Raw genomic sequence first — 23098 nt, 5'->3', positions numbered from 1 at the left:
TTGCCGTTTCAATTATACCATACTTTTTCTCTATAACTTCTGAATTCGCTTCACCGAAGTTCCTCTTTCTGTTTGTATGGTAATTAAATATAATCCAGAAGGCATATCTGCTAAATCCATTTCAATTTGGGATTTGTGTTGGAAGTTTTTTAATGCCCAACTTTTCCCTGTCATATCAACAGCTTTTACCTGCACCGATTTATATAGCTTGCCCAAATCAATAAAGAACTTTCCCTTTGTCGGATTGGGGTACACACTCATTTCCAAAGAAATCGCTTCATCTTCCAGAGCTGTGATTACCATAATATGCTCCTCTGAAACACCTTCACAACCAAACTCATTCTCAAATGCAGCCTGATAAACACCACTTTCTTCCACAGTTATCGAACTTGAATTAGCTCCAACAACTTCCTGTCCATTGAAGTACCATTTGATCAAACCATTTTGGGTATTTCCCGCAATATATGTATCCAAAGTAGTACTATCACTTTCGGAAATGCTTACTTCAGGAGTAGGCTTCGTAGTAATGACAACTTCATTCGATACCGCTGAACACCCATCTTCATCGGAAATAACTAGTGAGTATATCCCTTGTTCAAAAGCTATATAGCTTGAGGTATCAGCAAGTGCTAATGTCCTTCCGTTTTGTTTCCACCTGTACACTCGACCAGGAACACTTTCAGCCACCAACTCTACAAAGATATTCTCCCCCTCGCATAATTCTGTATCGTACTGGGTAGTAACCTCTACTTTCTTTTCACCCCCGCAGTCAAGTAATATGCGAACTGGTTGATTATAAAGCACCAAATTAGGAACAAGGCTATTCGAAACCTTACAACGATAAACTCCTATATCAGATCCTGATATATTAATTAAAGAAACCGCTTCATTAGTTTCCCCTGCAATACTTGCATAATCTCTTTGCCATTCAAATACATTACTTGTTCCATCTAACCCAGAAGTTAGGTCCACATTGCTTCCCACCATCACCAATGTATCGTAGGTATCGAAAGACCACCTCTGTGGAATATATGATAGTTCATACACACTTCCGCTATAATCAAGTGGCTCCAAGTCTCCAAAATCCAATAAGTTTCCATGTACTTTCAATTCTTGCAAGTTTGGCAATGTATTAAAATCACCCGGCAAGTCCACTAGGTTATTGTTGCTGAGATCAATATACAGAAGGTTGGTCAACTGCAAAATATCAGCACTTACATCTTCCAATTCATTGTTAGCTAAATTGATTTTCTCAAGGCTAATTAAACCTGATAAGGAACTGGGGATATAAGTCAATTTATTGTCGCTCACATTCAGCACCTTTAGTTGAGAAAGTGTACCTAGCTCATCTGGCAAGCTATCTATTTGGTTTTCTTGTAAAAAAAGGTTCTCCAAATTAGATAGACTTCCAATTTGATCAGAAATACTGGTAAGCTTATTACGAGAAAGCCATAAAGTCTTAAGCTTGGTCAATAACTCAATACCATCTGGAAACCCACCTTCTAAGTCATTATCATCCAAATCAAGATAAGTCAACTCTTGCAAAAAGCTGAGCTCAACCGGTATTTCACCTTGCAGATTATTATTAAACAGATCTATTTTAGTCAACCCTGTTAGCTGTCCAATAGCCTGACTTATTACCCCCCCGAGCAATCTATTGCTCAAATTAATTTCAACTACTTTACCGCCCTCTTCTACTACTCCAGGCCAAGATCCTGCGGGTGTACTAGGGTCAAATGTTACCTCTAAAGCTTGGTAAACCTCAAGAAGAGCGAGAGAGTCCTCACTTGTCAACGAGCTTATTACCTGAAGATAAATAGGATTTCGATAAACCGTAAGCCCTGGCAATTTGCTATTGGTAACAAGAGCCCTGTAAAAGCCTCTATCTATTTTTTCTACAACACCCAAATCCAACACTTCCGAATCAGCCCCTGCTATTACTTCACCCTGCCTTTTCCATTCAAATATTTCATTTGGAGTTTCTCTTTCCACTTCGAGTTTAACTTCCGAGTTCGTCAGTACTACAATGGTATCGACGGCGAGCCCTGTATACTGAGGTATGTATGACATAGTATCAAACATACCTGATAAAGGCTCGAGGTATTTGAATGATAATTTATTATTAGAAACATCTAATGTCTTTAGGCTGTCTAATTCAGAAATTGCATCTGTATGAAGATCAGACAATCCATAGCTCTTTAAAGAGAGTCTATCGACACGACCAAACTGTACACTCACTCCCGACCAAGTAGAAATAGGCTCAGAAGTATCCCAAGGTATTTTGGTTGCAGCACTGTCATATACTGCCACAAGGTTTAGTGAATCTTCTGAAGACAAAGGAAGCTTTTGTAAGTCAATGGTAAAAAACTTTTCTACTGACTCTCCTTGTTCATCGGATGCTGCCACCCTGATTCGATACGTATTTTGCAAATGATGATAAAGCACATTGCTCAATCTAAGTGAATCGCCATCCATATAAAAAGATGAATTATCTGTTGCTCCTATCCCACTTACTAAAGAAAAACTTAATGTATCTCCTGGGTCTATATCGCTTGCCGAAAATTTCCCAACACCAGAGCCGATTGGCATCCCTTCAAAAATAGTGTTGCTTGTAAAAGTTAAATTTTCTGGTGCATTATTTTGGGTAAATGCCGAATCAAGCAGTACACTATCAGCGAGGTAATTGATAGTTGTACCACTACCTGAATAAGCAAAAACACCAAATCTATATTCCGTATCGACTACAAGCCCAGTCCTTTCAAAAGTAGTATCTGTTCCCACTCCTATTACTACAGCATCCCCAATTACATCTCCTACTACATAAACAACTCCATTTTCAACATCAACCACAGGATTAATTACAGCAGTACTTAAAACTAGGTAACCATCAACAGGCGTAGCAGCAGGCTTAAAACTACCTTTTATAGAACTTGATGTGATTTCTGTGAAAACTAGATCAGAAGGCGCCGATGCTGGTGACTGCGCCAAGGTGGTAGCAGTACCCATCAGCGGATTCAGCTGTAAGTAATTGATCGTTGACCCAAAGCCGTTAAAGGCATAGACATCATAAGTATATGGAGTTTCAGGTAGTAACAGCGTGTCAAAAAAGCTTGAACTTGCATAACTCGAAACGGTGAATTGACCGGCATAGATGTCCCCATCTGAGTAGGTAACCCCATCAATAGGAGCCGTGGCAGTTCCCGTCCTCCTGATCACCAAATACCCTTCGGCACCACTAGGTGTAAAGGAAGCTGATACCGAACCCTCACCTATACTCTCAAAAATCAAGTTTGAGGCTTGAACCAATGGTTCACTTTGTAAAGTGGTGACCCATGTCTTATTCGCAGTATCGAGTTGAGTAAGGTAGTTTATAGCAATACCTTGCTCATTATATTCCCCTATGGCAAACTCATAAGATGTATTTGGCACAAGCCCGGTAATTGTTGCTTCCTCACCCGTACCTACATATACCACATAACCTCCCCCAATGCCATCTCCCAGCCCATAAGTATTATCTGCAGTGTATTTCAACATATCTTGCGGAGCAAAACTTAACCCTCCACTTTCTTTTGCCAAAAGAATTCGACCATTTCCATTTCCATTCACCCAAGAGAGCTTGACTTCATTAGTATCAACCGACACCACTTTTAAGCCTGATGTTTGAACGGTCGGCTCTGAAGTTGGCAACGTAATTTCACCATAATGAGGCGCACTTTGAAAATAGTTAATTGATTCCCCACTTCCATTGTATACATAAACATCGTAGCCGTAAGTACTTGCTGGAATTAAACCAGTATCTACAAATGTTGTATCGCTTCCTACATACACGACCACCTGATCGCCAATAAGCTCATTTACCGAATAGACAGTTCCACTTCGTGGGCTGCTTGGAGCTAATGCCCCTCTTCTCAAAACCAAAAAACCTTCGGGTGCAACTACTGGCATTTTATAGCTTAATCTAACAGATGTTGGCTGAATTTCACCGAATGCGAGAGAAGTAACCGCGTCAATTGGATTAGGTGCTAATGTGATTTTTGAATTTGGGTTTAATGCTGTACTGGCATCTGAATAGTTATTTGACAAATTATCGCCATTCATTTCAAAAACTTGGAAATAATAGAGAGTTTCAGGGTTTAATCCATGTACCAAAACCGAATTGCCATTTCCGTTATACACTACATAATTACCGTTCCCTGTTTGATCTCCATTCCCAAAAATAGTATCAGCTAAATACCAGCTCATATCTGTAGGAGGTAAAATGGTAGGAACCTCACTCGCCACGACTATCCTTCTATCACCATCCCCATTTTTCCAACTTAACTCTAACTTATGGACGAGTTGCTTATTGAATTGAATACTATCGGCAGGTACACTAGGCTCTGCAAAAAACTCAGCCGTTACCGTAGGAAAGGCATCTGTTTTATAATCTATATAGCTCCCCGAATTGGTATAAGGAACCACAGCAAACTCATATTTCCCAACTGGTAACCCACCGAAACCAACTTGATTGGAAGTCCCTTGATGGGTGGCTAGCACCAATATTTGATCGTCGCTCCAATCGGATTCTTCAGGAGATTCAGTTCCGTCCACCAAAGAGATAAAGTCAGTCGGCAACTTTCTGGCGAGAACCGAATACCCTTCAGGCCATTGGCTACCTGTTGCATCTAGCCATTCTAGCGTAAGCGAATCGGAACCTTCATAGCTAATAGCTAGACTTGTAACATGCCCAGTGGGCTCTGGCAAGATGGGACCAATTATACTATAAATATTCCCATCTCCTATCGGATTTGTTCCATTATACATCACATCTTGAAAAGACATGTTTTCAAATGCCAAACCTACGATCCCTATCTCATTGCCTATAACAGCAGATGCAGAAATATCAGCAGTTATCCACAAATAAACCGAGTCATTTGCATAAATAGGTTGTGAAATCCCACCATAATACAACCACTCCCCAGCTCCCGAACTTGAAGAAACTGGAGTTGATAATGCTGTTGCACTTGAAAGATTATTCGTGTTATTGAACCAAAGTTGAAAACCTCCTGTAGCGATATCGACTGTTGTATAATTACCACTTGTTTTTACAGTAAGCTCGTCAAGCCAAATATCTTTTTCCGTAAAGTGCATATCCACCCTATAAATAGGATTCTTAGTAGAGCTTTGTTGGAGAACATCACCAACTAACTCTCCTTTTTTTACATCTATATGCGTTTTAAAATCATTTTCAAGAATCACTAACTCCTGCGGTGACTTTAACAGTACCACAATATCTACTTTGTGGTCAAAGTTAAAATCTCCAACAGCAATACCTACTGGGGCACCATCTAGAGCCACTTCACTGGTAGTTTCAAAAGATCCCGCATCTAAATTGAGTCTCAACGAAAGGGATTTATCATCATAGTTGGCAGATAATAAATCAGAAAGACCATCTCCATCAAAATCTCCTAATACCAAATCTTGGGGGTTACTTCCAATAGTCAAGACAGTTGAACCCCCGAAACCCTCTCCATCAAAAAGCTGAACCTTGACCTCCCCTGTAGTATCATCTAACCAAGCAATATCAACATCATTATCGTCGCTATTAAGCACACCCGCTACAATTTTTCTTATCGAATACCCTTCTACTACTTGCGTGTAGTTTGAAAAAGGGTATTCAGGCTCGTTATAAAAAATATAAGCACCTTCATCATTCCCATGCCCCATTATCAAATCAATGTAACCATTTTTGTCAAAATCAGCTGCCGCTATAGTCACTGGGTTAGAAGCAAGGGTGCTATATTCAATTGGCGTTTCAAAATTCCCATCCCCTTTTCCTTCAAACACTGCAAAACCATCCATACTAGCATATAGAGCCACCAAATCCAGTTGTCCATCTCCATTTAGGTCAGTTGTTAAAATATCTATAGGATTGCTTCCTGACATAAGGGGCAAGGTGGCAAAATCAGAGAAACTTTCGCCATTTAAATTCAATTTGATCAGAATCTCTTCAGGTGAAGAGCTCAATACAGCATAGTCAATTTTTCCATCCTTATTAAAATCTCCAGAAATGATTTTATTAGCATTTGTAGAAGCAGAATTGCTAGCCACTTCGGAAAAAGTGCTATCGCTATTTTTTAACATATAAGATTTGCCAATAACTGCACTCAACACGGTAGCATCTAACGTAGAATCGCGGTTATAATCTCCAATGGAAAAAGATTGAGGAGCGTAACTTAATGATACAGGTGGCAAAGTCTTGAATTCGGCATTTGCCATCTCAGATTTTACAGTGAATTGCCACGAACGATTAGAAATCATATTGGCACCTTTAAGACTCTTTATTTTTTGGGTGATACTTACCGTAACAGTCTCTCCATTTGCAAAATGAGCTGTATTAGCTGTTATAGGGTCTAACTCTATCACTGCCCCCGTAACACCTACATTTACATTGCTATAAAAGCCCGAAATACTTCCATTGATGGAAAAAGTTTCACCATTAATCAATGAGCTAGGATCAATGGCTGCATCAAATTCAATTGTAATCTTTTGATCGGCTCCAATATTGGTATCGTTAATAAACGGATCTAGGTCTTGTACTTCAATAGGGGCTTCTTTATACATTAAAAGAGAGAGATTATCGTCATAAGAGTTAGCTACTACTAAATCTGCCCTACCATCGTTATTTATATCTCCTGTTGCTATAGCAGATGGAGTATCTCCTACGCTAAAATCAATAGGTGCTTCAAATGACCAACCTCCATTGCCTTGAATGATCGAAATAGAATTCCCTCCTAAATTTGTAGTTGCAATATCTGTTTTGCTATCTCCATTAAAATCGCCAATAGCAAGATCAAAAGGAGTGTCTCCTACAAAATAGGATCCTTTATCAACAAAAATTGCTGAGCCGGCATTTTCCATAATAGTTATCTCATCACCTGTTATACAGGCCAAATCCGTATTTCCATCAGCATCAAAATCACCCACTCTAATTTTGGAGGGATATACTCCTGCATCTTGTGGAAAAGTAACGTCCATTGCAGAATTATCAGACGACCTCAGCAATAACTGAAGATTAGCCGATGAATTTTCCATACAGACAGCCAAATCTAGGAGACCATCTTGATTGAAATCCCCGCTTACCATACTCGACGCATTAGAGCCTGTTGAATATAGCTCTGAACTTTCATACCCTGTATTTTTAGCTTTGCGGTGATAAATAGTAACCGAACCTGAAGCATCTTGGCAAACCACAGCAATATCCAACAAACCATCTAGGTTTATATCCGTCACTACAAGATCCACAGGGTTTTCAGGAACATTGAACCATTCATATGGGGCAAAACCTGAATTATCAGGCATTCTTAAAATAGTGCTTATTACTCCAGGATTAGTAAAATGGCTTACCACCAAGTCTACCAAACCATCATTGTTGATATCCTTGGCTACTATACTCGTCGGTTTCGATAATAAACTTAACTTCTCTTCTGCCTCAAACCCATTCCCATCAAGCTTTCTATAATAAAATGACAAACTATTATCATAATCGTTGGCAACAATGATATCCGAATAACCATCTTTGTTTATATCAGCAATTGTGACATCATGAGGCTCATCACCTACAGAAAGCTCATAAGTCGGGTAAGTATATTCTGGAATTAAGTCACCATTAGGAAAAGTCACATGGAACAACGGATTGGGCGCTACTTGTGAAGAGCCCATTAGCTTCGTTTCCATATTTATAACCGTAATCTCAGAAACAGAAGAAATTCCATTTGGCACATTAACTTCTACAACGCTACTTGAAGCACCACCAACAACCTCAACCCTTTGACCACCAAAGTAAACAATATTTTTAAGTGGATCTGTTGCAAAACGCTCCCCTGTAATCGATACTGACAAAGCTCCTATTTCTCCATACACAGGGGTATACCCATTTATTTTGGGGGGCAACACCGTGGTGACGGTGGCTGTCAATGGGGATGATTGTTTATAATTGGTGGTAATTCCGCTTCCATTATAAGGATAAATATCAAAATAATAAGTCTCTCCAGGCTTTAGCCCATCCGTACTTATAGATGTAGCTGAGGAAGTACTTATTACAAGCTGACCGCTAAATTGTGTCCCTGTTGAATAAGTGACCCCATCCAACGGTGCTGTAGGAGTGGCAGAAGTTCTTCTCAATACTAAATAGGCATCTGGATAATCAGATGCTGCAGCAAAGGAAAAGTCAATGAAGCCTGAAGAAGCCCCATCGACCACGAAACTAGTTGCTGAATATGCTGGCTCTACACCAAGAGGCACAAGCGAAGAAGAAGTCTCCGCATGAACTGATTGGGTATGGGCTAAAAACGTTAAAATGGAAATGCATAGCAAAAAGTGCTTGAGCTTTTCCAAGCTATTGTTCCGTACTATTTTTTTCATGAAAGGGGCTTTGTCTGTAATTACAAATCTGCGCTTTAATAACGCATCCGCCCTCCCAACTAGTATTATTAACAATTGCTCTATTTACCTGTTTCTACTTTGCAGGAAGTATGTTTTCTCCTTAAAAACAGCACAATACATCAGAAAAAACAAAAGGTAGGCTATACAACCCACCTTTTAGTACCTTAAAATATGCTCAGCTTATTCACCGACCCTTCTTACTATAGCTTTACATGATATTTTATAGATAAAAAACACATCCCTATCCAAATCATTAGATTTCCTGTGATTGATATATCGTATCCCCGAAGCCAAAAAGTTATTTCCATACCAGTCTACAATCCCCCCATTTTCAAAGCCTTCGTTTATTTTTTCAGATGCCAATATATGGTTGAGTGTATCTACAGTTATGCTATCGGTAAAACCTTTTAGTTCTGAAATTTTATAAATCAGTTCTTCTTCATTGGCAGTGAACATGAATAAGCTATCCTTCTCAGCATACACATTCGTCATTTCAATAGGGTAATCTACCTCCACATCCTCAAAAGAAAAGCTATTGTCCCAAAGCAAGTTGCCATTTGTATCAAAACCACAGGCAAATGCATTCATAAGCTCAAAACCATAATTTCCTACAAACTTATTGTTGATAGCTTCTTTGGTAAGCGCTGCGGGCCTGAATGTACCACCATAATAAGGGGTGGATTTATAATAACTATCTCCTGCTGTTCTCCAAGAGTAGGTATTGGGCAATCCATTTAGGGTTCCATAGTTAGCATAGCTCGACTCCATAATAGGATCAAAAACATCTGCCGAAAACACAACCTGTCCATCTATCAGCTTCAGGTCATGTACGAACATATCGTAGCGCAAGGTATAAATCTTGCCCTTTTCTCTACGTTTTTGAATTTTCGACTGAATTTTTTCCATCTTCTTCTCTTCTAAGAAATAGAAAAAGTTTTTCAAGTAGCCAAAATCATAAAACCTCAACATATCCATATTCCCCTTTATTAGCTTTATGGCGTACACTCCTTGAGCACTTTCATCATTATTAAGTGCATAAGTGCCAAAAATCATCGTCTCTTCTTTATCCAATATTAAAGGGCGATAAGTAAGAAGGGAATAATCAAAACTCTGGGGCAAAGAAAAGTTGGTGACGAGTTTACCCTCCTTGTCGTATGAATTCACATACACAGAAAAATCTTCTTTACGTTGCTTGCTCTCCAAAATAGCAGTGAACGATTCTCCATCGGGTGCCGGAGTCATCGAAAGCAAGTCAGCGTTGAGCTGGTGAACAGAACCGCATACAAGCGAGTGATCGGTTTGAGGATCGTACCGAAGTATGGCAGGGTTTCCTTTTATTTCCCCTCCAAAGAAAAACATATCATCTAGCACACAAAAATCTGAAATGTAAAACTGCTTTACCTTATCGTATTCGAAAATAGAAGAGCTTTTTGTCCCTGTCTCTATTTTTACCACGTAATATTTATAACTATCTTTTTCGAAAAGAACATAGGCATTATCTCCATCTAGTGTCCATACTATATTTTCTAAGTTTCCCTCTATCAAAAAAGTCCTGCTCCACACTTGGTTTAGATCTGTATCGAGAAAAGTAGCTTGGAGCTCCCGTTTATTATTTTTCTGGAATTTTGTACTGTGGAGTAGTGTCAGCACACCTAGCTCTCCCATAGGGATGAGTTTGTAATCTTCTCCGTGCTTGTCGTCTATTTCAAACTCTACATATTTCTCATTGGCAACAACAGATTGCCCATGACAAGTGGCAATGCTTCCTGCCACCAGGACTGAAACGATAAAAAGATAAGACCACCGCATAGTTTTTGGATTTTGTTGATGATTGTGTTGAGATATCAATGCAAGAAAGCTCCCTAATAGAACAAGGCTTATTAAAAAAATTGAGCTCCTATATATATAATACAATTTTTGCAAGCTATTTGTTAGCTTTGTCTCCACATCTTATCTGCTACTTCTAGTTTTTTCTTCCTATTTCTTTTGAGGGAAATCCCCTTTACCTAAATTTAAGAAATTCTAGGTTACCATGCGCAACTTGGTAGCTTGTTTAAATTTAAGGTTCCATATTTTCCGACTACCAAACATACAAGTAGCTTCTGGTTTCCATGGACTAAAATTGCTGGAACCAACTGAAGCCCTTTGCTCATTTAATTAAAAGAGCATAATTTTTAACATTATTCAATACCATCACTCAACCACAATATTTTTCAAACTTGAACTTACTTTTATGAAAAAAACCTTCATTGCGCTTCTTCTAATAGCCATTAGCGCTCAACTAGCCTTTACACAAGACCTACTCTCTCCTACAGACTTTTTTGGGTATGCCCCTGGGGGAAAATTTACGCCCCACCATCGCCTCGAAGATTATTTGCACCATCTTGCAGATAACTCCAAAAAGGTGAAAATGGAGCAATATGGCGTAACTAATGAAGGAAGGGCGCTTTACCTCATGTTCATCACCTCGGAAAAAAACCAAAGAAAACTGGAGCAAATCCGCCAAAACAACCTAAAGGCAGCGGGTTTTCTAGAAGGCGAAACAGAAGGCAAACAACTACCAATAGTATGGCTTAGCTACAATATTCACGGAAATGAATCAGCCGGAACGGAAGCCGCTATTTCCACACTTTATTCCCTCCTTTCGGGAAATAACTTGCCCAAGGCAAAAGGAGAAACACCCGATGTGGAAAAGTGGCTAGAGGAAATGGTCATAGTAATTGACCCTTGTGAAAACCCCGACGGCCGCGACCGCTACGTAAATTGGTACAAACAGACCAAAGGGCCAAATTACAACACCGATGCCAATGCTTGGGAACACAATGAAGCTTGGCCAGGCGGTAGGTTTAACCATTACCTTTTTGACCTAAACCGCGATTGGGCTTGGCAAACACAAGTAGAAACACAAGGAAAAGTAAAGAATTACCAGGAATGGATGCCCCATGTACACGTTGACCTTCACGAAATGGGCATGAACTCTCCTTACTTTTTTGGCCCAGCGGCAAAGCCTATGCACGAGGTTATCACCAAATGGCAAAAAGAATTCCATCAAATCTCTGGAGAGCATAACTCAAAATATTTCGACAGCAACGGTTGGCTATACTTCACAAGGGAAGTATTTGACCTTTATTACCCAAGCTATGGCGATACCTGGCCCATGTACAACGGGGCGATCGGTTTTACCTACGAGCAGGGCGGCTCAGGCAGAGGTGGTTTGGGCGTGATGCCCAGCTCAGGTGTGGAGCTTACGCTTAAAAGCCGCTTGGAGCACCACAAAACATCAAGCTTTGGAACAATAGAAGCTGCTTTTGAGCAACGTGAAAAATTACTTGAAAACTTCAACAACTATTTTTCCGAAGCGCAAACTTCCCCAGTTTCTCCTTACAAATCGTATGTAGTAAAAGGCTCGAACGACCCGATAAAACTAAAAACACTTGCCGAATTGCTTGACAAGCAACAGATAAAATATGCTTTCCATACAGGTACAAGAGGTAAAAGCATAAGCGGTTTTAGTTACGATGAAAAAGCAACTAAATCGGTAAGTATAGAAGAAGGTGATTTGGTTGTAAGCGCTTACCAGCCGCAATCGAGGATGGTTCAAGTACTTTTTGAGCCAGAAGGAAAGCTGGAAGATTCCCTCACCTACGACCTTACGGCTTGGGCACTGCCTTATGTTTATGGAGTGGAAGCTTATGCCTTTAAGGATAAAATTACAGCTTCTGGAAAAAGCAGCTATTCATTCACACCCAATCAAGTTCCAAACGAGTACAACTACGCCTTTGTAGCCGAATGGAAAAATACACGTGATGTAAAATTTTTAGCAAGCTTGCTAAAAAACGGGCTTAAAGTTCGCTACTCAGAAGAAGGTTTTACGCTTAGCGGGAAAAAATTCGACAAGGGTACGTTAGTGGTAAATATTGCTGACAACCCAATGAACTCAGGTGAGTTCAACAAATTGGTGGTAGACTTGGCAAATGAGCTAGAAGTGCCCGTAACGGCTACCGAAACCGGTTTTGTGACCGAGGGAAAAGACTTTGGTTCTTCCTCTATGAAATTGATGCAGCGCCCAAATGTGGCAATAGTTAACGGCGACGGCATCTCCCCCACAGCATTTGGCGAGCTATGGTTTTTCTTCGAAGAAGAACTAGAGTTCCCTGTAACTATTCTCAATAGCAGTAACCTTTCTTACACCGATCTTTCTTCATACGATGTATTGATTTTGCCAAGTGGAAGGGTGAATAGTGCAAAATCAAAAATCTTAGACTTTGCTGATAATGGAGGAAAAGTCATCGCCTTGGAGCGAGCTATTTCCATGTTTGCCTCGGCAGAAAGCACCTCTTTGGGCGAAGCTGTTGATAATGCGAAAGATAAAAAGAAGAAGAACGGGAAAGAAACCGAGCTCAAAAGGTTCGATGACCGTCAGCGAAGTGGAATTACCAACAGTGTGGAAGGAAGTGTTTATAAAGTTTACTTGGACGATAGCCACCCTTTATCCTTTGGCGAGGACAACTCTTTTTATGTGATCAAAAGAAACCGAAGCACATATCCATACTTGGAAAGTGGATGGAATGTAGGCGTGTTCAAAGATGACAGCCATGTGAGCGGCTTCACAGGCGCTGGCATGAAAGAGAAAGCTAAAAACACACTGGCAATAGGCGAAGAATCTTACGGAAATGGTACCATCATTTACATGACTGATTCGCCCATCATCAGAGGCTTCTGGGAAAGTGGGAAAATCCTTTTGGGAAATGCCGTATTCTTGGTAGGAAACTAGATTTCTATCGCAATAATTATAAAAAAGCCAAGGTGTTCTTGAGAACACCTTGGCTTTTTTATTCCCTTTCCCCTCCTTTTAAACTACCTCTTTTTGAACTATAGTGCCGTTTGAGTAGATTGGCGAAGCAAAGGGCAAACTTTTTTGTAATTTGCTGATTGTAATAAGATATTACTTCACCATAAAGATATTTTTTCAGCACCAATTGGTCGCTTCCAAATAAATATGACAAACTTATTTTTAGAATATTCGGGTTGGTACGTGTTACTTTGCTTTTTAGTAGGGGCAGGCTATGCGTATTTGCTTTACCAAAAAAAAACTACTTGGGGTAAGCCACTTAACTATCTTCTGGCTTTTGTCCGCTTCACGCTCATTGCCCTAATCTGCCTTTTACTATTAGGTCCATATGTGAAGCAAATCACCAATGAATATGAAAAACCTACGGTAGTATTCGCCATCGACAATTCCCAGTCCATTCCTTTGGTGACCGATAGCAACGCTGTCAAACAGTTGTTGGGTGAGTTTGACGAAGTAGCTAATAGCCTCAAACAAAAAGAGTACAATGTAGAGATTGTTCCTTTGGAAGAACTTGAAAACCTTTCAGTGGAAAATGCTTCTGATATCAAATTTGATAGTAAAAAAACAAACTTGAGTGACTTACTACGAAAAATTCAAGTTCAATATGAAAACCGCAATCTAGCAGAAGTGGTATTATTCACCGATGGCGTCTATAACCAAGGCATTTCCCCAGATTACATTCCTTACAACATAAAGATTTCGACCATAGGAATTGGAGATACTTTGCCCCAAATAGACATCAACCTCAAAACGATTTACTCCAATAATATCGCTTATTTGGGAAACAAATTCCCCTTAGTGGCTGAAATTGCTAATAATGGTTTCGCTGGCAAGCAAGCTCTTGTTTTACTTAAAAATGGTGCGACGGAGCTGGAAAGAAAAACCATTGATTTCACCAGTTCTAATGGAATCCAAAATGTGGAGTTTTTGGTTGATGCGGAAAAAGAGGGGATGCAACACTACATCATCCAAGTACTTCCACTAGAAGGTGAATTTACCACCCGAAATAACCTGAGGAATATTTACATAGATGTACTCGACAGCAAAGAAAAAATATTGCTGGTAGCAGCAGCTCCACATCCCGATATCAAAGCTATTAGGAGCGTGGTAGAAAAGAATAAAAACTACGAATTCAATGTATATATCCCTACACTTTTACCGTCGAGTAATGAAGCGTTTGAGCTAGAAGACAAATATGATCTGGTAATTTTCCACCAAGTCCCAAACATCAGAGGCGTTGCAAGCGATCTGCTTGAAAAATTTAGGGCAAAAGGTGTTTCTACTTGGTTCATTTTGGGCAACCAATCCGATATCCCTTCTTTCAACAGGGTAAGCGGGGCTGTAAATATCATTCCTTCAGGCAGGCAAGTGGACAAAGTAACTCCTAATTTCAACAATGTATTTGACAGGTTTACTTTTGATGAGCAAAAGAAAACTAAGCTAGCAAAATCACCACCTATTTCTGTACCTTTCGGGAATTTTGATGTACTTGGGAATTCGGAAGTAATTCTTTTCCAAAAAGTGGGGAATGTACCTACCAACAAACCGATGTTGGTAGTAAATGAGCAGGATGGTGTAAAAAGTGCTGTGCTACTTGGCGAAGGCATTTGGCAATGGAAGCTCCATGAATTTGCCTCTTTCGAACAAAGCGATGCTTTTGATGACATGGTCGGCAAGCTCATCCAGTTTCTTTCTACCAAAGAAGATAAGCGACGTTTCAAGGTATATCCTACATCCAACGAGTATTCGGATGCTGAAACCGTGTACTTCGAAACGGAAGTATATAATGCTATTTATGAAAAAATTTATGGGCAAAAAATAGACTTGCAACTAGTAGATAGTGAAGGCGAAACATCTAGCTACACGTTTATGAACAATAATTCGAACTTCCGCTATGCGGTAAATGGATTGCCATCAGGTGTGTATAAATACAAAGCCAGTACGGTGCTAGATGGCAATGTGGAAGTAAGCACGGGCGATTTCACCATCAAAAAACTAGAACTAGAAGCACTTAATACTACCGCTAACTTCAACCTGCTCCGCAACCTTTCTAAGCAAACCGGTGGAGAATTTTATTATACCAGCCAACTTGATGACTTGCACGGAAGGCTTCTGGAGAACAAGGCCCCGGACATCATCCATAGCCGCGAAGAGTTTAGTGAAATCTTAAATCTCGAATGGATTCTTGCCCTTTTCCTTTTGTTAGCCACTTTTGAGTGGGTAATGAGAAAGGTGAAAGGTTCTTATTAGGCAAGATCATTCCCAATTCATTTCTTAAAATTCCCGATTAGGAGGAAATATTCCCACTTAACGGCATTCGTGATATTGCTGGAAATAATTCCTGCATCTTAGCATCAGAAACACGAACAACTAACAAAAAATGCTAAAACCATGAAAAAGTTAAATCATAAATCAATCGGGAAATTCAGTTTAGGAATATTAATGGCTATGCTACTATTTTTGGCAGGCTGTAGCACAGGAAGGGTGATTACAGACATGGATAGCGAAGCTAACTTTGCCCAATACAAAACCTACGGCTTAAAAGTATTGCCCAACCCTGAAGCAGATAAATATCCAACTGACATCAACCAACTCAATAAAAAGAGAATTGAGAATGCTATCCACGAAGAAATGAAAAAGAGGGGATACATTTTCTCAGAAAACCCCGACATCTGGGTAACTTACCGAGTTGATATTGGTGAGAAAAAAAGTTACTCAGGAACTACTAACCACATGGGCGGTCCTTATGGAGGTTGGTATGGTTACGGTGGCTACGGCTGGGGAGGATATGGATTTAATTCATCTTACACCCACATGAATGAATATACCTACAAAGAAGGTACGCTGATGGTAAGTATGATTGACGCCGATGAAGACAAGCTCCTTTGGTATGCAGCCAATACTAATACATTGAAAGACAACAATAAAAAAATAGACAGGGATATTAAATCCTCTATAGAAAAAGTCTTTTCCAGATATCCATACTTGGCAGGTCAAGCTGAAATGATTAAGCACAGACCTATCTAGGTAGAGTAAAAAGAAGCTCGTTTACATATAAGTCTGGCTCTGAGAGGGGTCAGGCTTTTTGAGGACAATGCCCAATGGCATAAAAAAATCCCAGCTTCAAAGGCTGGGATTCCTCATTCTTTATTTACCTATTTTGCTGTACAGCAATTTGTAATAATCATCTGCCATTCTTCCCGACTCAAACTGAGGGGAAACTTCTTTCATACTATTAGTAACTACCTCCCACCACTGATCTGGCTTATCGTAGTAAGTTGGTAAAATTTCCTTTTCCAAGATTTTGACCAAGCTCTCATAATCATGATGGTCTTGCTCGTGGTGAGGCAAAGAAATATCAACTTCTGGTACTATAAAGCTATTTTTTCCATGTTTGGCAAATTCGGGCATCCAACCATCATAAGTAGAAAAATTCACCGAACCGTTCATTGCCGCTGTTTGCCCACTAGTTCCTGATGCTTCGCGTGTAAGGCGTGGATTATTCAACCACACATCACTACCTTTTTTGAGCAATGCCGAAAGCTTCAATTCGTAACCGACAAGTACTGCCATATTTTTATGGCGCTTACTCATATGCACTAGCCTATTGAAGGTACTAAGCGCTCCATAATCCATTGGGTAAGGCTTTCCTGCCCAAATCATCTGAAACGGATAATCTTTATTAGAAAGAAGCTCTTTAAACTTAGCCTCATCCGAAGCTATCAAATCAGCCCTTTTGTAAGCTGCAAAACGCCTTGCCCAAACTATGGTCAGCTTATCAGGGTCGAAAATTTTTCCTGTCTGGTCTGCCACTACCTCAAAAAGCTCTTCCTTTAGCTCACGCTTTCTAGCTGCCAGCTTTTTGAAATCTTTCTTCTCCGCAGCCTTGTCAAGAGCTTTATCTGCCCAATATTTTTTGTTCTGGGCATTGGTAATAGAAATTATCTTACAAATTTTATCATGTCCCTTCCACATACGGTTCGAAACCTCTCCGTGTAGTTTGGAAACACCATTTGCTAGTCCAGCAAACCTAAGCCCCACTAGCGTATGGTTGAACACATCATCATACGTTCCGCTTATTTCTCTCACAGTTTCCAAAGGAACGCCGCAGAAGAACCCAAGCTTGTTCAGCATCCTAATATCAGACTTCTCATTACCTGCCTCCTCTGGAGTATGGGTAGTGAATGCTATTTTTTTCTTAAGTGTGGGTAAATCTTGGTACTTATTATATAAGTAGAATGCAGCTGGCAATGCATGGGCTTCATTGAAATGGTAAATATCTGCATTGTATTCCAACTCATCGAGCAGTTTTGCTCCGCCTACACCCAAGAGTATGTTTTGTGCAACCCTTGCTGCCATATCTGAATCGTACAACTTATGAGATATGGTTTGTGCTAGGTAATCGTTCTCCGGCAAATCTGTGCTAAGGAAGAACATAGGGGCATTTCCAAAAAGATTTGGCGGTAGGTAAAATGCCTTCACTTTTACAGGATGGTTGTTAACCGTGATGTCAAATATTATCCCTGTATCTTCTAGGTAACTGTAAAGTTTTTCTTGAAATAATATATCAAGAGACTGGTCACCTTTCCTTATTTGGTCGTAGTAGCCATATTTCCACAAAATCCCGATACCTACTAAATTTTGCTTCAGCTCGTAGGCACTTCGCATGTGTGAGCCTGCTAAAAAGCCAAGTCCACCTGAATAAATTTTTAGGGGCTGTGCGATGGCAAATTCCATCGAAAAATAAGCTACTCTCTTTTTGTACTGAGGATTTATCTTGTACGGATGCTTAAAATCCTTAAAGGTTTTCATAAAAGTTTATGTTCAGTGATTAATCGGCAAATAGTAAAAATTGAGATTAGATCTAATTGTATTTAAACACACTTATAAAAGTGGAAATTTTTCTAATTATCCCTTTTCATTTTCATTTGCTAAGCTGAAGCTAGCTCTGATCCTATCAAATCTTGAGGTGTACTGGTCGAAAAATGTTCAATAGGTAATAAAAAACTATCGGCAACAATGTAAATCCATATAAATGAATTACCTGAAACAGATAAGTGAAAGCTTAAACATTATTCTAGTGATGCGGGGGTGAATTAAAGGAATGTTTGGAAGAATAACAAGAAAGCAACAATTTTATTCATATACACCTACTTATCCAGTACCCCACCCTCAAAGTGCTTTAATAAACAACTATTGGTATTTTTTTACCTCGTAAATAGGGTACGGGGCAAGCAAGCATATTAGCAGTAAAATTTACTGTTAACCCTTTCCAAAAGAAAAAATATGGAACAAGCTACATTCTGCCCTGAATATGCATATCAAGTTTTACATACAATGCCTTCTCATAACCGATCCAATATCTCAAGAAAAGAAGTGCTTTTTATCCTCGCGAAACTGAACGAATACTATGCTAAGGCTTCGGAAAATGAGATCAACGAAACCGCATTTTTAAACGAACCACAATACATACATCAAGAGCTTTCTCGAAAAGGATTGCTTTATCCAATCAATACAGTAAAAGCTGTACTAAAAGCAGAAGCGATTAATTATGCATGGATAGCTACTTCCCAGCCATATGAAGCTTATTCGCAGTTTCCGTTTTAATATTTAGCATTTTAACCAAGAATTTTCAAAAAAGCCTGAAGTGTACATATTATATCTGTATGGTATCTTTTTCAAGTGTTTCACCAAAATTGGAAAGCCATAAAATATAGGGGGGATAACGTAGTTTATAATATAGACTAAAGGGCTCTAGTTCCTAAATCTATATTTACAATTTAACCATACGTCCTGATTAGATATAAAATAAGTAACAATAAAGCCTAGTGAAATAACCAAGGCTTACCTTTTTCATATAATATGAGCATTAAAAATCAGGTGACTCTTTTGATCAGCTTATTACTTGTAACCACTGTGTTGGTTATCAGTTCTATTGCGATCTGGAGTATCAACCAAAAAGGCATAAGGGATGTTACCGAATATAAAGAGCAGTCAATAAACCAAGCTAAGCAAGATCTTAAAGGTTTTTTGGAAGTTGCATATACGGCAGTAGAGCGTAATTACTATGCGCTTGATGATGAGTTCTTCATGGAGAAGTACTTTGGCAATAGCTTGCGCAGCAACGTCGACCTTGTAGAAACTATTATTGATGAAAAAATTGCGCTAGCTCGTATTGGCGTCCTTTCAAAATTCGAGGCACAGAGAGAAGTCCTTCAGCTTATCAAAAGCTTGAGGTATGACAATGGTACTGGATATTTTTGGGTAACCGATAATTCTTCGAACCCTTACGTTATTATGCACCCTATCAACCCTACCCTAGATGGGGAGAGTTTGACCCACCCTGACATTGAACAATTTTTCCCCGATGGCAATAACACAATCATTGATGCTATTAAACAATGTAATAAAAATGGCGATGCTATTTTTGAATACAACTGGGACAAGCCTACTGCTTTTGGCATTATCCCCGATGTGGAAAAAGTAGGCTATGCAAGGGAAATTCCTGAATGGGACTGGGTCTGCATCACTGGTATTTACAAAGACGACGCACGTAAAGACATCATCAATAATTTGGTCAATGAGCTGAGAAATATGCGTTTCAATGATGGGAAAAGCTATTTCCTCATCACCAACGACTCTCTTCCAAACCCTCGGATGGTAATGCATGCCAAATGGAAACAGCTAGAAGGCAGAGTAATGGACGAGAGTATACTAACAAATATCACCAGTGAAACTGATAATATCTTTAAAGCTCAGGTTGAGAAGTGCAAAACCAGCGAAACAAGTGACTGTTTCCTTGAGTATCAGATTGATATTCAAGACAGTCTCACAGTTACAGTTAACAAGCTTACTTATTCCAAATATTTCAAACCCCTTGGATGGGTAATTTCAACTGGTATAGATACGGGAATTATAGACGCTAATGTTAGTCAAAAAGAAAAGGAAATCGCTAGTCAAGTAAATCAAATTATATTGTTGATTGCGATTATTTCCATTATCATCCTTGCTTTGGGCATAGGCGCTTCCCTCTATTTTAGCAAGCAACTTATCTCAACCGTAATTGAAGTAAAAGACAGGTTGAGAGCCCTGGCCGATGGGAAAAATGTGGAAAAACTATCAATTGAGCGTAAAGATGAACTTGGGGAGATGATTCAATCCTTGGATGCACTAGTGGAAGGGGTACATAGCTATACAAGCTTCGCCAAAGAAATAGGCAAAGGGAATTTGAACAAGCCATTTACCCCAAGAAGCCAAGATGATGTACTAGGCAATGAGTTGCTCAATATGAGGAACAGCTTAAAGAAAAATACAGAGATTGAGCACATAAGGAACTGGAGTAACGAAGGAGCTAACATTATTAGCGATATTCTTCATGAAAATGTAAGTACTAAAGCCGAGCTGAGCCAGAAGTACCTAAAAACAATTATCAGTTACCTAAAGCTTAACCAAGGGGCTGTTTTTATTCTAAATGATGAACAAAAGGATGATCCTTATTTAGAAATGAAAGCGTGTTACGCTTATGAAAGGCGTAAGTTTTTAAGGAAAAAAGTACGACCAGGAGACGGTCTTTTAGGCCAATGCTTCCTTGAAAAGGATACGATTTTCCTTAAAGAAATCCCTGAAGAACATGTAAGTATTCGATCTGGTCTAGGAGATGCCCCTCCGAGGAATATTCTAATAATACCCCTTATATCAAACAACAAGATTTATGGTGTACTTGAGGTGGCTTCCTTCCGTGCCCTTGAAGACTATGAAGTAGAGTTTGTAGAGAAAAGTGGAGCTACCTTTGCCTCGACCTTATCGGCTGTGATAATAACCGAGCAAACCCAAGGGCTTTTGGAGCATAGCCAAAAAATGACCGAACAGTTACGTTCACAAGAAGAGGAGCTTAGACAAAACCAAGAAGAAATGCAGGCTACTCAGGAAGAGATAGAAAGAAGGCACAAAGAATTGTTTGAAGAGAACCAAGCTTTAAAAGATCAACTTGCTGTAGCCAAACAAATAGCAACTCAATAAAGAAAGCTTAGCCAATAAAACAAAACTGGCCACACCAATATATATTGGTGTGGCCAGTTTTGTTTTATTTGAACCTATGTAAAAGGGTACAACTAAAAATCTTGGTAAGCCCAACGGTTGTTGTTTTGATGCAACTTACAAACAGCTAACTCCCTGTTATTATAAAGAGTTTTATAAACTCTTTGATCTTTTTCTAGTACCGGATCTTTATCCAAATATCTGTATATAGTATCCACAAATTCGGAAACTTCCTCTTTAATGGAATAATACGTCCATTGATCAACTTTTCTTGAATCGACCAATCCAGCATTTTTAAGATAAATTAAATGCCTCGATGTCTTTGTTTGAGTAAAATCCAACACTAGCTCTATATCGGAAATACACATTTCCTTATTTTTAAAAAGCAGCTGAAGAATCCTTATTCGCGATTCATCACTAAATGATTTTAAAAACTGGCAGCCAAGTTGGAGATTAAAATGTTTTAATTTCATTTTATTTAGTGAACAATGTTTCCTTATATAAGCATTTGCACAAACGGTTATAAGCAATTGTGCATTTAATTTAACAAAAATTAAAACAATAAAGCAAATTCAAACTACCATTTTTCCAATATTTAACCTAAATCATCAAAAAATGGTAAAATATACTTAGTCGTTTAGTGCTTCCCAAAGCTGATCCTTCAACTCTGCCAACCCTTTTTGCATAATAGATGAAATAAATACACATGGGATATCTGGCAACTCTCGAGAGATTAAGCCTTTTAGTTCTTCGTCAATCATATCGGATTTTGAAACAGCTAATATCCGTTGTTTATCTAAGAGTTCTGGATTGAATTTCTTCAATTCATCCAATAGAACTTCAAAATCCTTTTTTATATCATCGCTATCTGCAGGAACCATGAACAATAGCACTGAATTCCTTTCTATATGTCGCAAAAACCTAATTCCCAACCCCTTACCTTCAGCAGCACCTTCTATTATACCTGGAATATCTGCTACTACAAACGACCGATTATCCCTATAGGAAACTACCCCTAAATTGGGGACTAGCGTAGTAAAAGCATAGTCAGCTATTTTGGGTTTTGCTGCAGAAATAACAGAAAGCAACGTTGATTTCCCAGCATTTGGAAAACCTACCAGACCAACATCTGCAAGTACTTTTAGTTCCAATACTACAGGAACCTCTTCTCCTTCTATACCAGGTTGAGCATACCGTGGAGACTGGTTAGTCGAGCTTTTGAAGTTGATATTGCCCAAGCCTCCTTTCCCACCTGCCAGCAAAACTCGCTCTTCGCCATCTTCCAAAATATCAGCTATTCGCTCTCCCGTTTCCGCATGCTTAGCAATAGTGCCTAAAGGAACTTCCAACACAATATCCTCGCCTTGCACTCCAGATCTACACCCTCCTTCACCACTTCCGCCATTATCTGCAATAATGTGCTTCTTATACTTGAGGTGTAATAATGTCCAAAGGTTTTTATTTCCCTTTAGTATTATATGACCTCCCCTTCCGCCGTCTCCGCCATCGGGACCGCCCTTTGGCACATGCTTCTCACGCCTAAAATGAGCAGAACCTGCTCCTCCTGATCCCGAGCGGCAATAAACCTTTACATAATCAATAAAATTTGTCCCTGACACCCTCTCAAAAGTTTTTAATACGTGTAACCAAAAGTTTGTATAACAAGCAATCGCCAATTGAATTTTGGCAAAAAAGGCACGAATTCATTTATAGCAATTTCAAAATTAGTCCATTATCATCAATTTAAAGAGAAATTATTCAAAAAAAGCAGTGTTATTGAATAAC

General features: G+C 39.2%; 10 protein-coding genes. 5 read left to right on the top strand and 5 right to left on the bottom strand.

Annotated elements, in window-relative coordinates; translation table 11 throughout:
- Positions 1-30 precede the first annotated feature (30 nt).
- Both R9C00_28330 and R9C00_28325 read right to left on the bottom strand, forming a co-directional pair.
- Entirely contained in the window at positions 31-8403 is an 8373-nt protein-coding gene (locus tag R9C00_28330) for an FG-GAP-like repeat-containing protein (protein ID WPO35609.1), read from the bottom strand.
- Positions 8404-8604: 201 nt separating this feature from the next.
- Positions 8605-10233 (bottom strand): hypothetical protein, encoded by a 1629-nt coding sequence (locus tag R9C00_28325; protein WPO35608.1) that lies wholly within the window; start codon positions 10231-10233, stop codon positions 8605-8607.
- A 424-nt stretch (positions 10234-10657) separates the two neighbouring features.
- Between R9C00_28325 and R9C00_28320 the strand changes: the two genes are divergently transcribed.
- The 3 genes from R9C00_28320 to R9C00_28310 all read left to right on the top strand — a co-directional run bounded on the left by R9C00_28320 (position 10658) and on the right by R9C00_28310 (position 16303).
- Entirely contained in the window at positions 10658-13198 is a 2541-nt protein-coding gene (locus tag R9C00_28320; GenBank protein ID WPO35607.1) for a M14 family metallopeptidase, read from the top strand.
- Between the two features lie 225 nt (positions 13199-13423).
- The gene (locus R9C00_28315; protein ID WPO35606.1) at positions 13424-15526 is read left to right on the top strand and encodes a VWA domain-containing protein; all 2103 of its coding nucleotides are present in this window, start codon (positions 13424-13426) and stop codon (positions 15524-15526) included.
- A 141-nt stretch (positions 15527-15667) separates the two neighbouring features.
- Positions 15668-16303, top strand: a complete 636-nt coding sequence (locus R9C00_28310; protein ID WPO35605.1) for a DUF4136 domain-containing protein — start codon at positions 15668-15670, stop codon at positions 16301-16303.
- 120 nt (positions 16304-16423) lie between these two features.
- Here R9C00_28310 and glgP read toward each other — a convergent pair whose 3' ends face one another.
- Positions 16424-18088 (bottom strand): alpha-glucan family phosphorylase, encoded by a 1665-nt coding sequence (gene glgP, locus R9C00_28305; GenBank protein WPO35604.1) that lies wholly within the window; start codon positions 18086-18088, stop codon positions 16424-16426.
- A 474-nt stretch (positions 18089-18562) separates the two neighbouring features.
- Between glgP and R9C00_28300 the strand changes: the two genes are divergently transcribed.
- Entirely contained in the window at positions 18563-18883 is a 321-nt protein-coding gene (locus R9C00_28300; GenBank protein WPO35603.1) for a hypothetical protein, read from the top strand.
- A 255-nt stretch (positions 18884-19138) separates the two neighbouring features.
- Complete coding sequence (locus tag R9C00_28295) at positions 19139-21295, top strand: cache domain-containing protein (GenBank protein WPO35602.1); 2157 nt, start codon at positions 19139-19141, stop codon at positions 21293-21295.
- A 92-nt stretch (positions 21296-21387) separates the two neighbouring features.
- Here the strand turns inward: R9C00_28295 and R9C00_28290 are convergent, their stop codons facing one another.
- Positions 21388-21786: a metalloregulator ArsR/SmtB family transcription factor gene (locus R9C00_28290; protein ID WPO35601.1), complete on the bottom strand. Its 399-nt coding sequence runs from the start codon at positions 21784-21786 to the stop codon at positions 21388-21390.
- A 156-nt stretch (positions 21787-21942) separates the two neighbouring features.
- Positions 21943-22932: a GTPase ObgE gene (obgE, locus tag R9C00_28285; protein ID WPO35600.1), complete on the bottom strand. Its 990-nt coding sequence runs from the start codon at positions 22930-22932 to the stop codon at positions 21943-21945.
- Positions 22933-23098: the final 166 nt, after the last annotated feature.

This window comes from Flammeovirgaceae bacterium SG7u.111 (assembly GCA_034044135.1).
GTDB lineage: Bacteria > Bacteroidota > Bacteroidia > Cytophagales > Flammeovirgaceae.
This window is presented reverse-complemented; position numbering and strand designations above follow the sequence as displayed.

Excerpts from the sequence above, each read along its gene's own strand:
- R9C00_28290 (WPO35601.1), bottom strand. The coding sequence starts at position 21,786 with ATGAAATTAAAACATTTTAATCTCCAACTTGGCTGCCAGTTTTTAAAA.
- R9C00_28300 (WPO35603.1), top strand. The coding sequence starts at position 18,563 with ATGGAACAAGCTACATTCTGCCCTGAATATGCATATCAAGTTTTACAT.
- glgP (WPO35604.1), bottom strand. The coding sequence starts at position 18,088 with ATGAAAACCTTTAAGGATTTTAAGCATCCGTACAAGATAAATCCTCAG.
- R9C00_28320 (WPO35607.1), top strand. The coding sequence starts at position 10,658 with ATGAAAAAAACCTTCATTGCGCTTCTTCTAATAGCCATTAGCGCTCAA.
- R9C00_28325 (WPO35608.1), bottom strand. The coding sequence starts at position 10,233 with ATGCGGTGGTCTTATCTTTTTATCGTTTCAGTCCTGGTGGCAGGAAGC.
- R9C00_28330 (WPO35609.1), bottom strand. The coding sequence starts at position 8,403 with ATGAAAAAAATAGTACGGAACAATAGCTTGGAAAAGCTCAAGCACTTT.
- R9C00_28295 (WPO35602.1), top strand. The coding sequence starts at position 19,139 with ATGAGCATTAAAAATCAGGTGACTCTTTTGATCAGCTTATTACTTGTA.
- R9C00_28315 (WPO35606.1), top strand. The coding sequence starts at position 13,424 with ATGACAAACTTATTTTTAGAATATTCGGGTTGGTACGTGTTACTTTGC.
- R9C00_28310 (WPO35605.1), top strand. The coding sequence starts at position 15,668 with ATGAAAAAGTTAAATCATAAATCAATCGGGAAATTCAGTTTAGGAATA.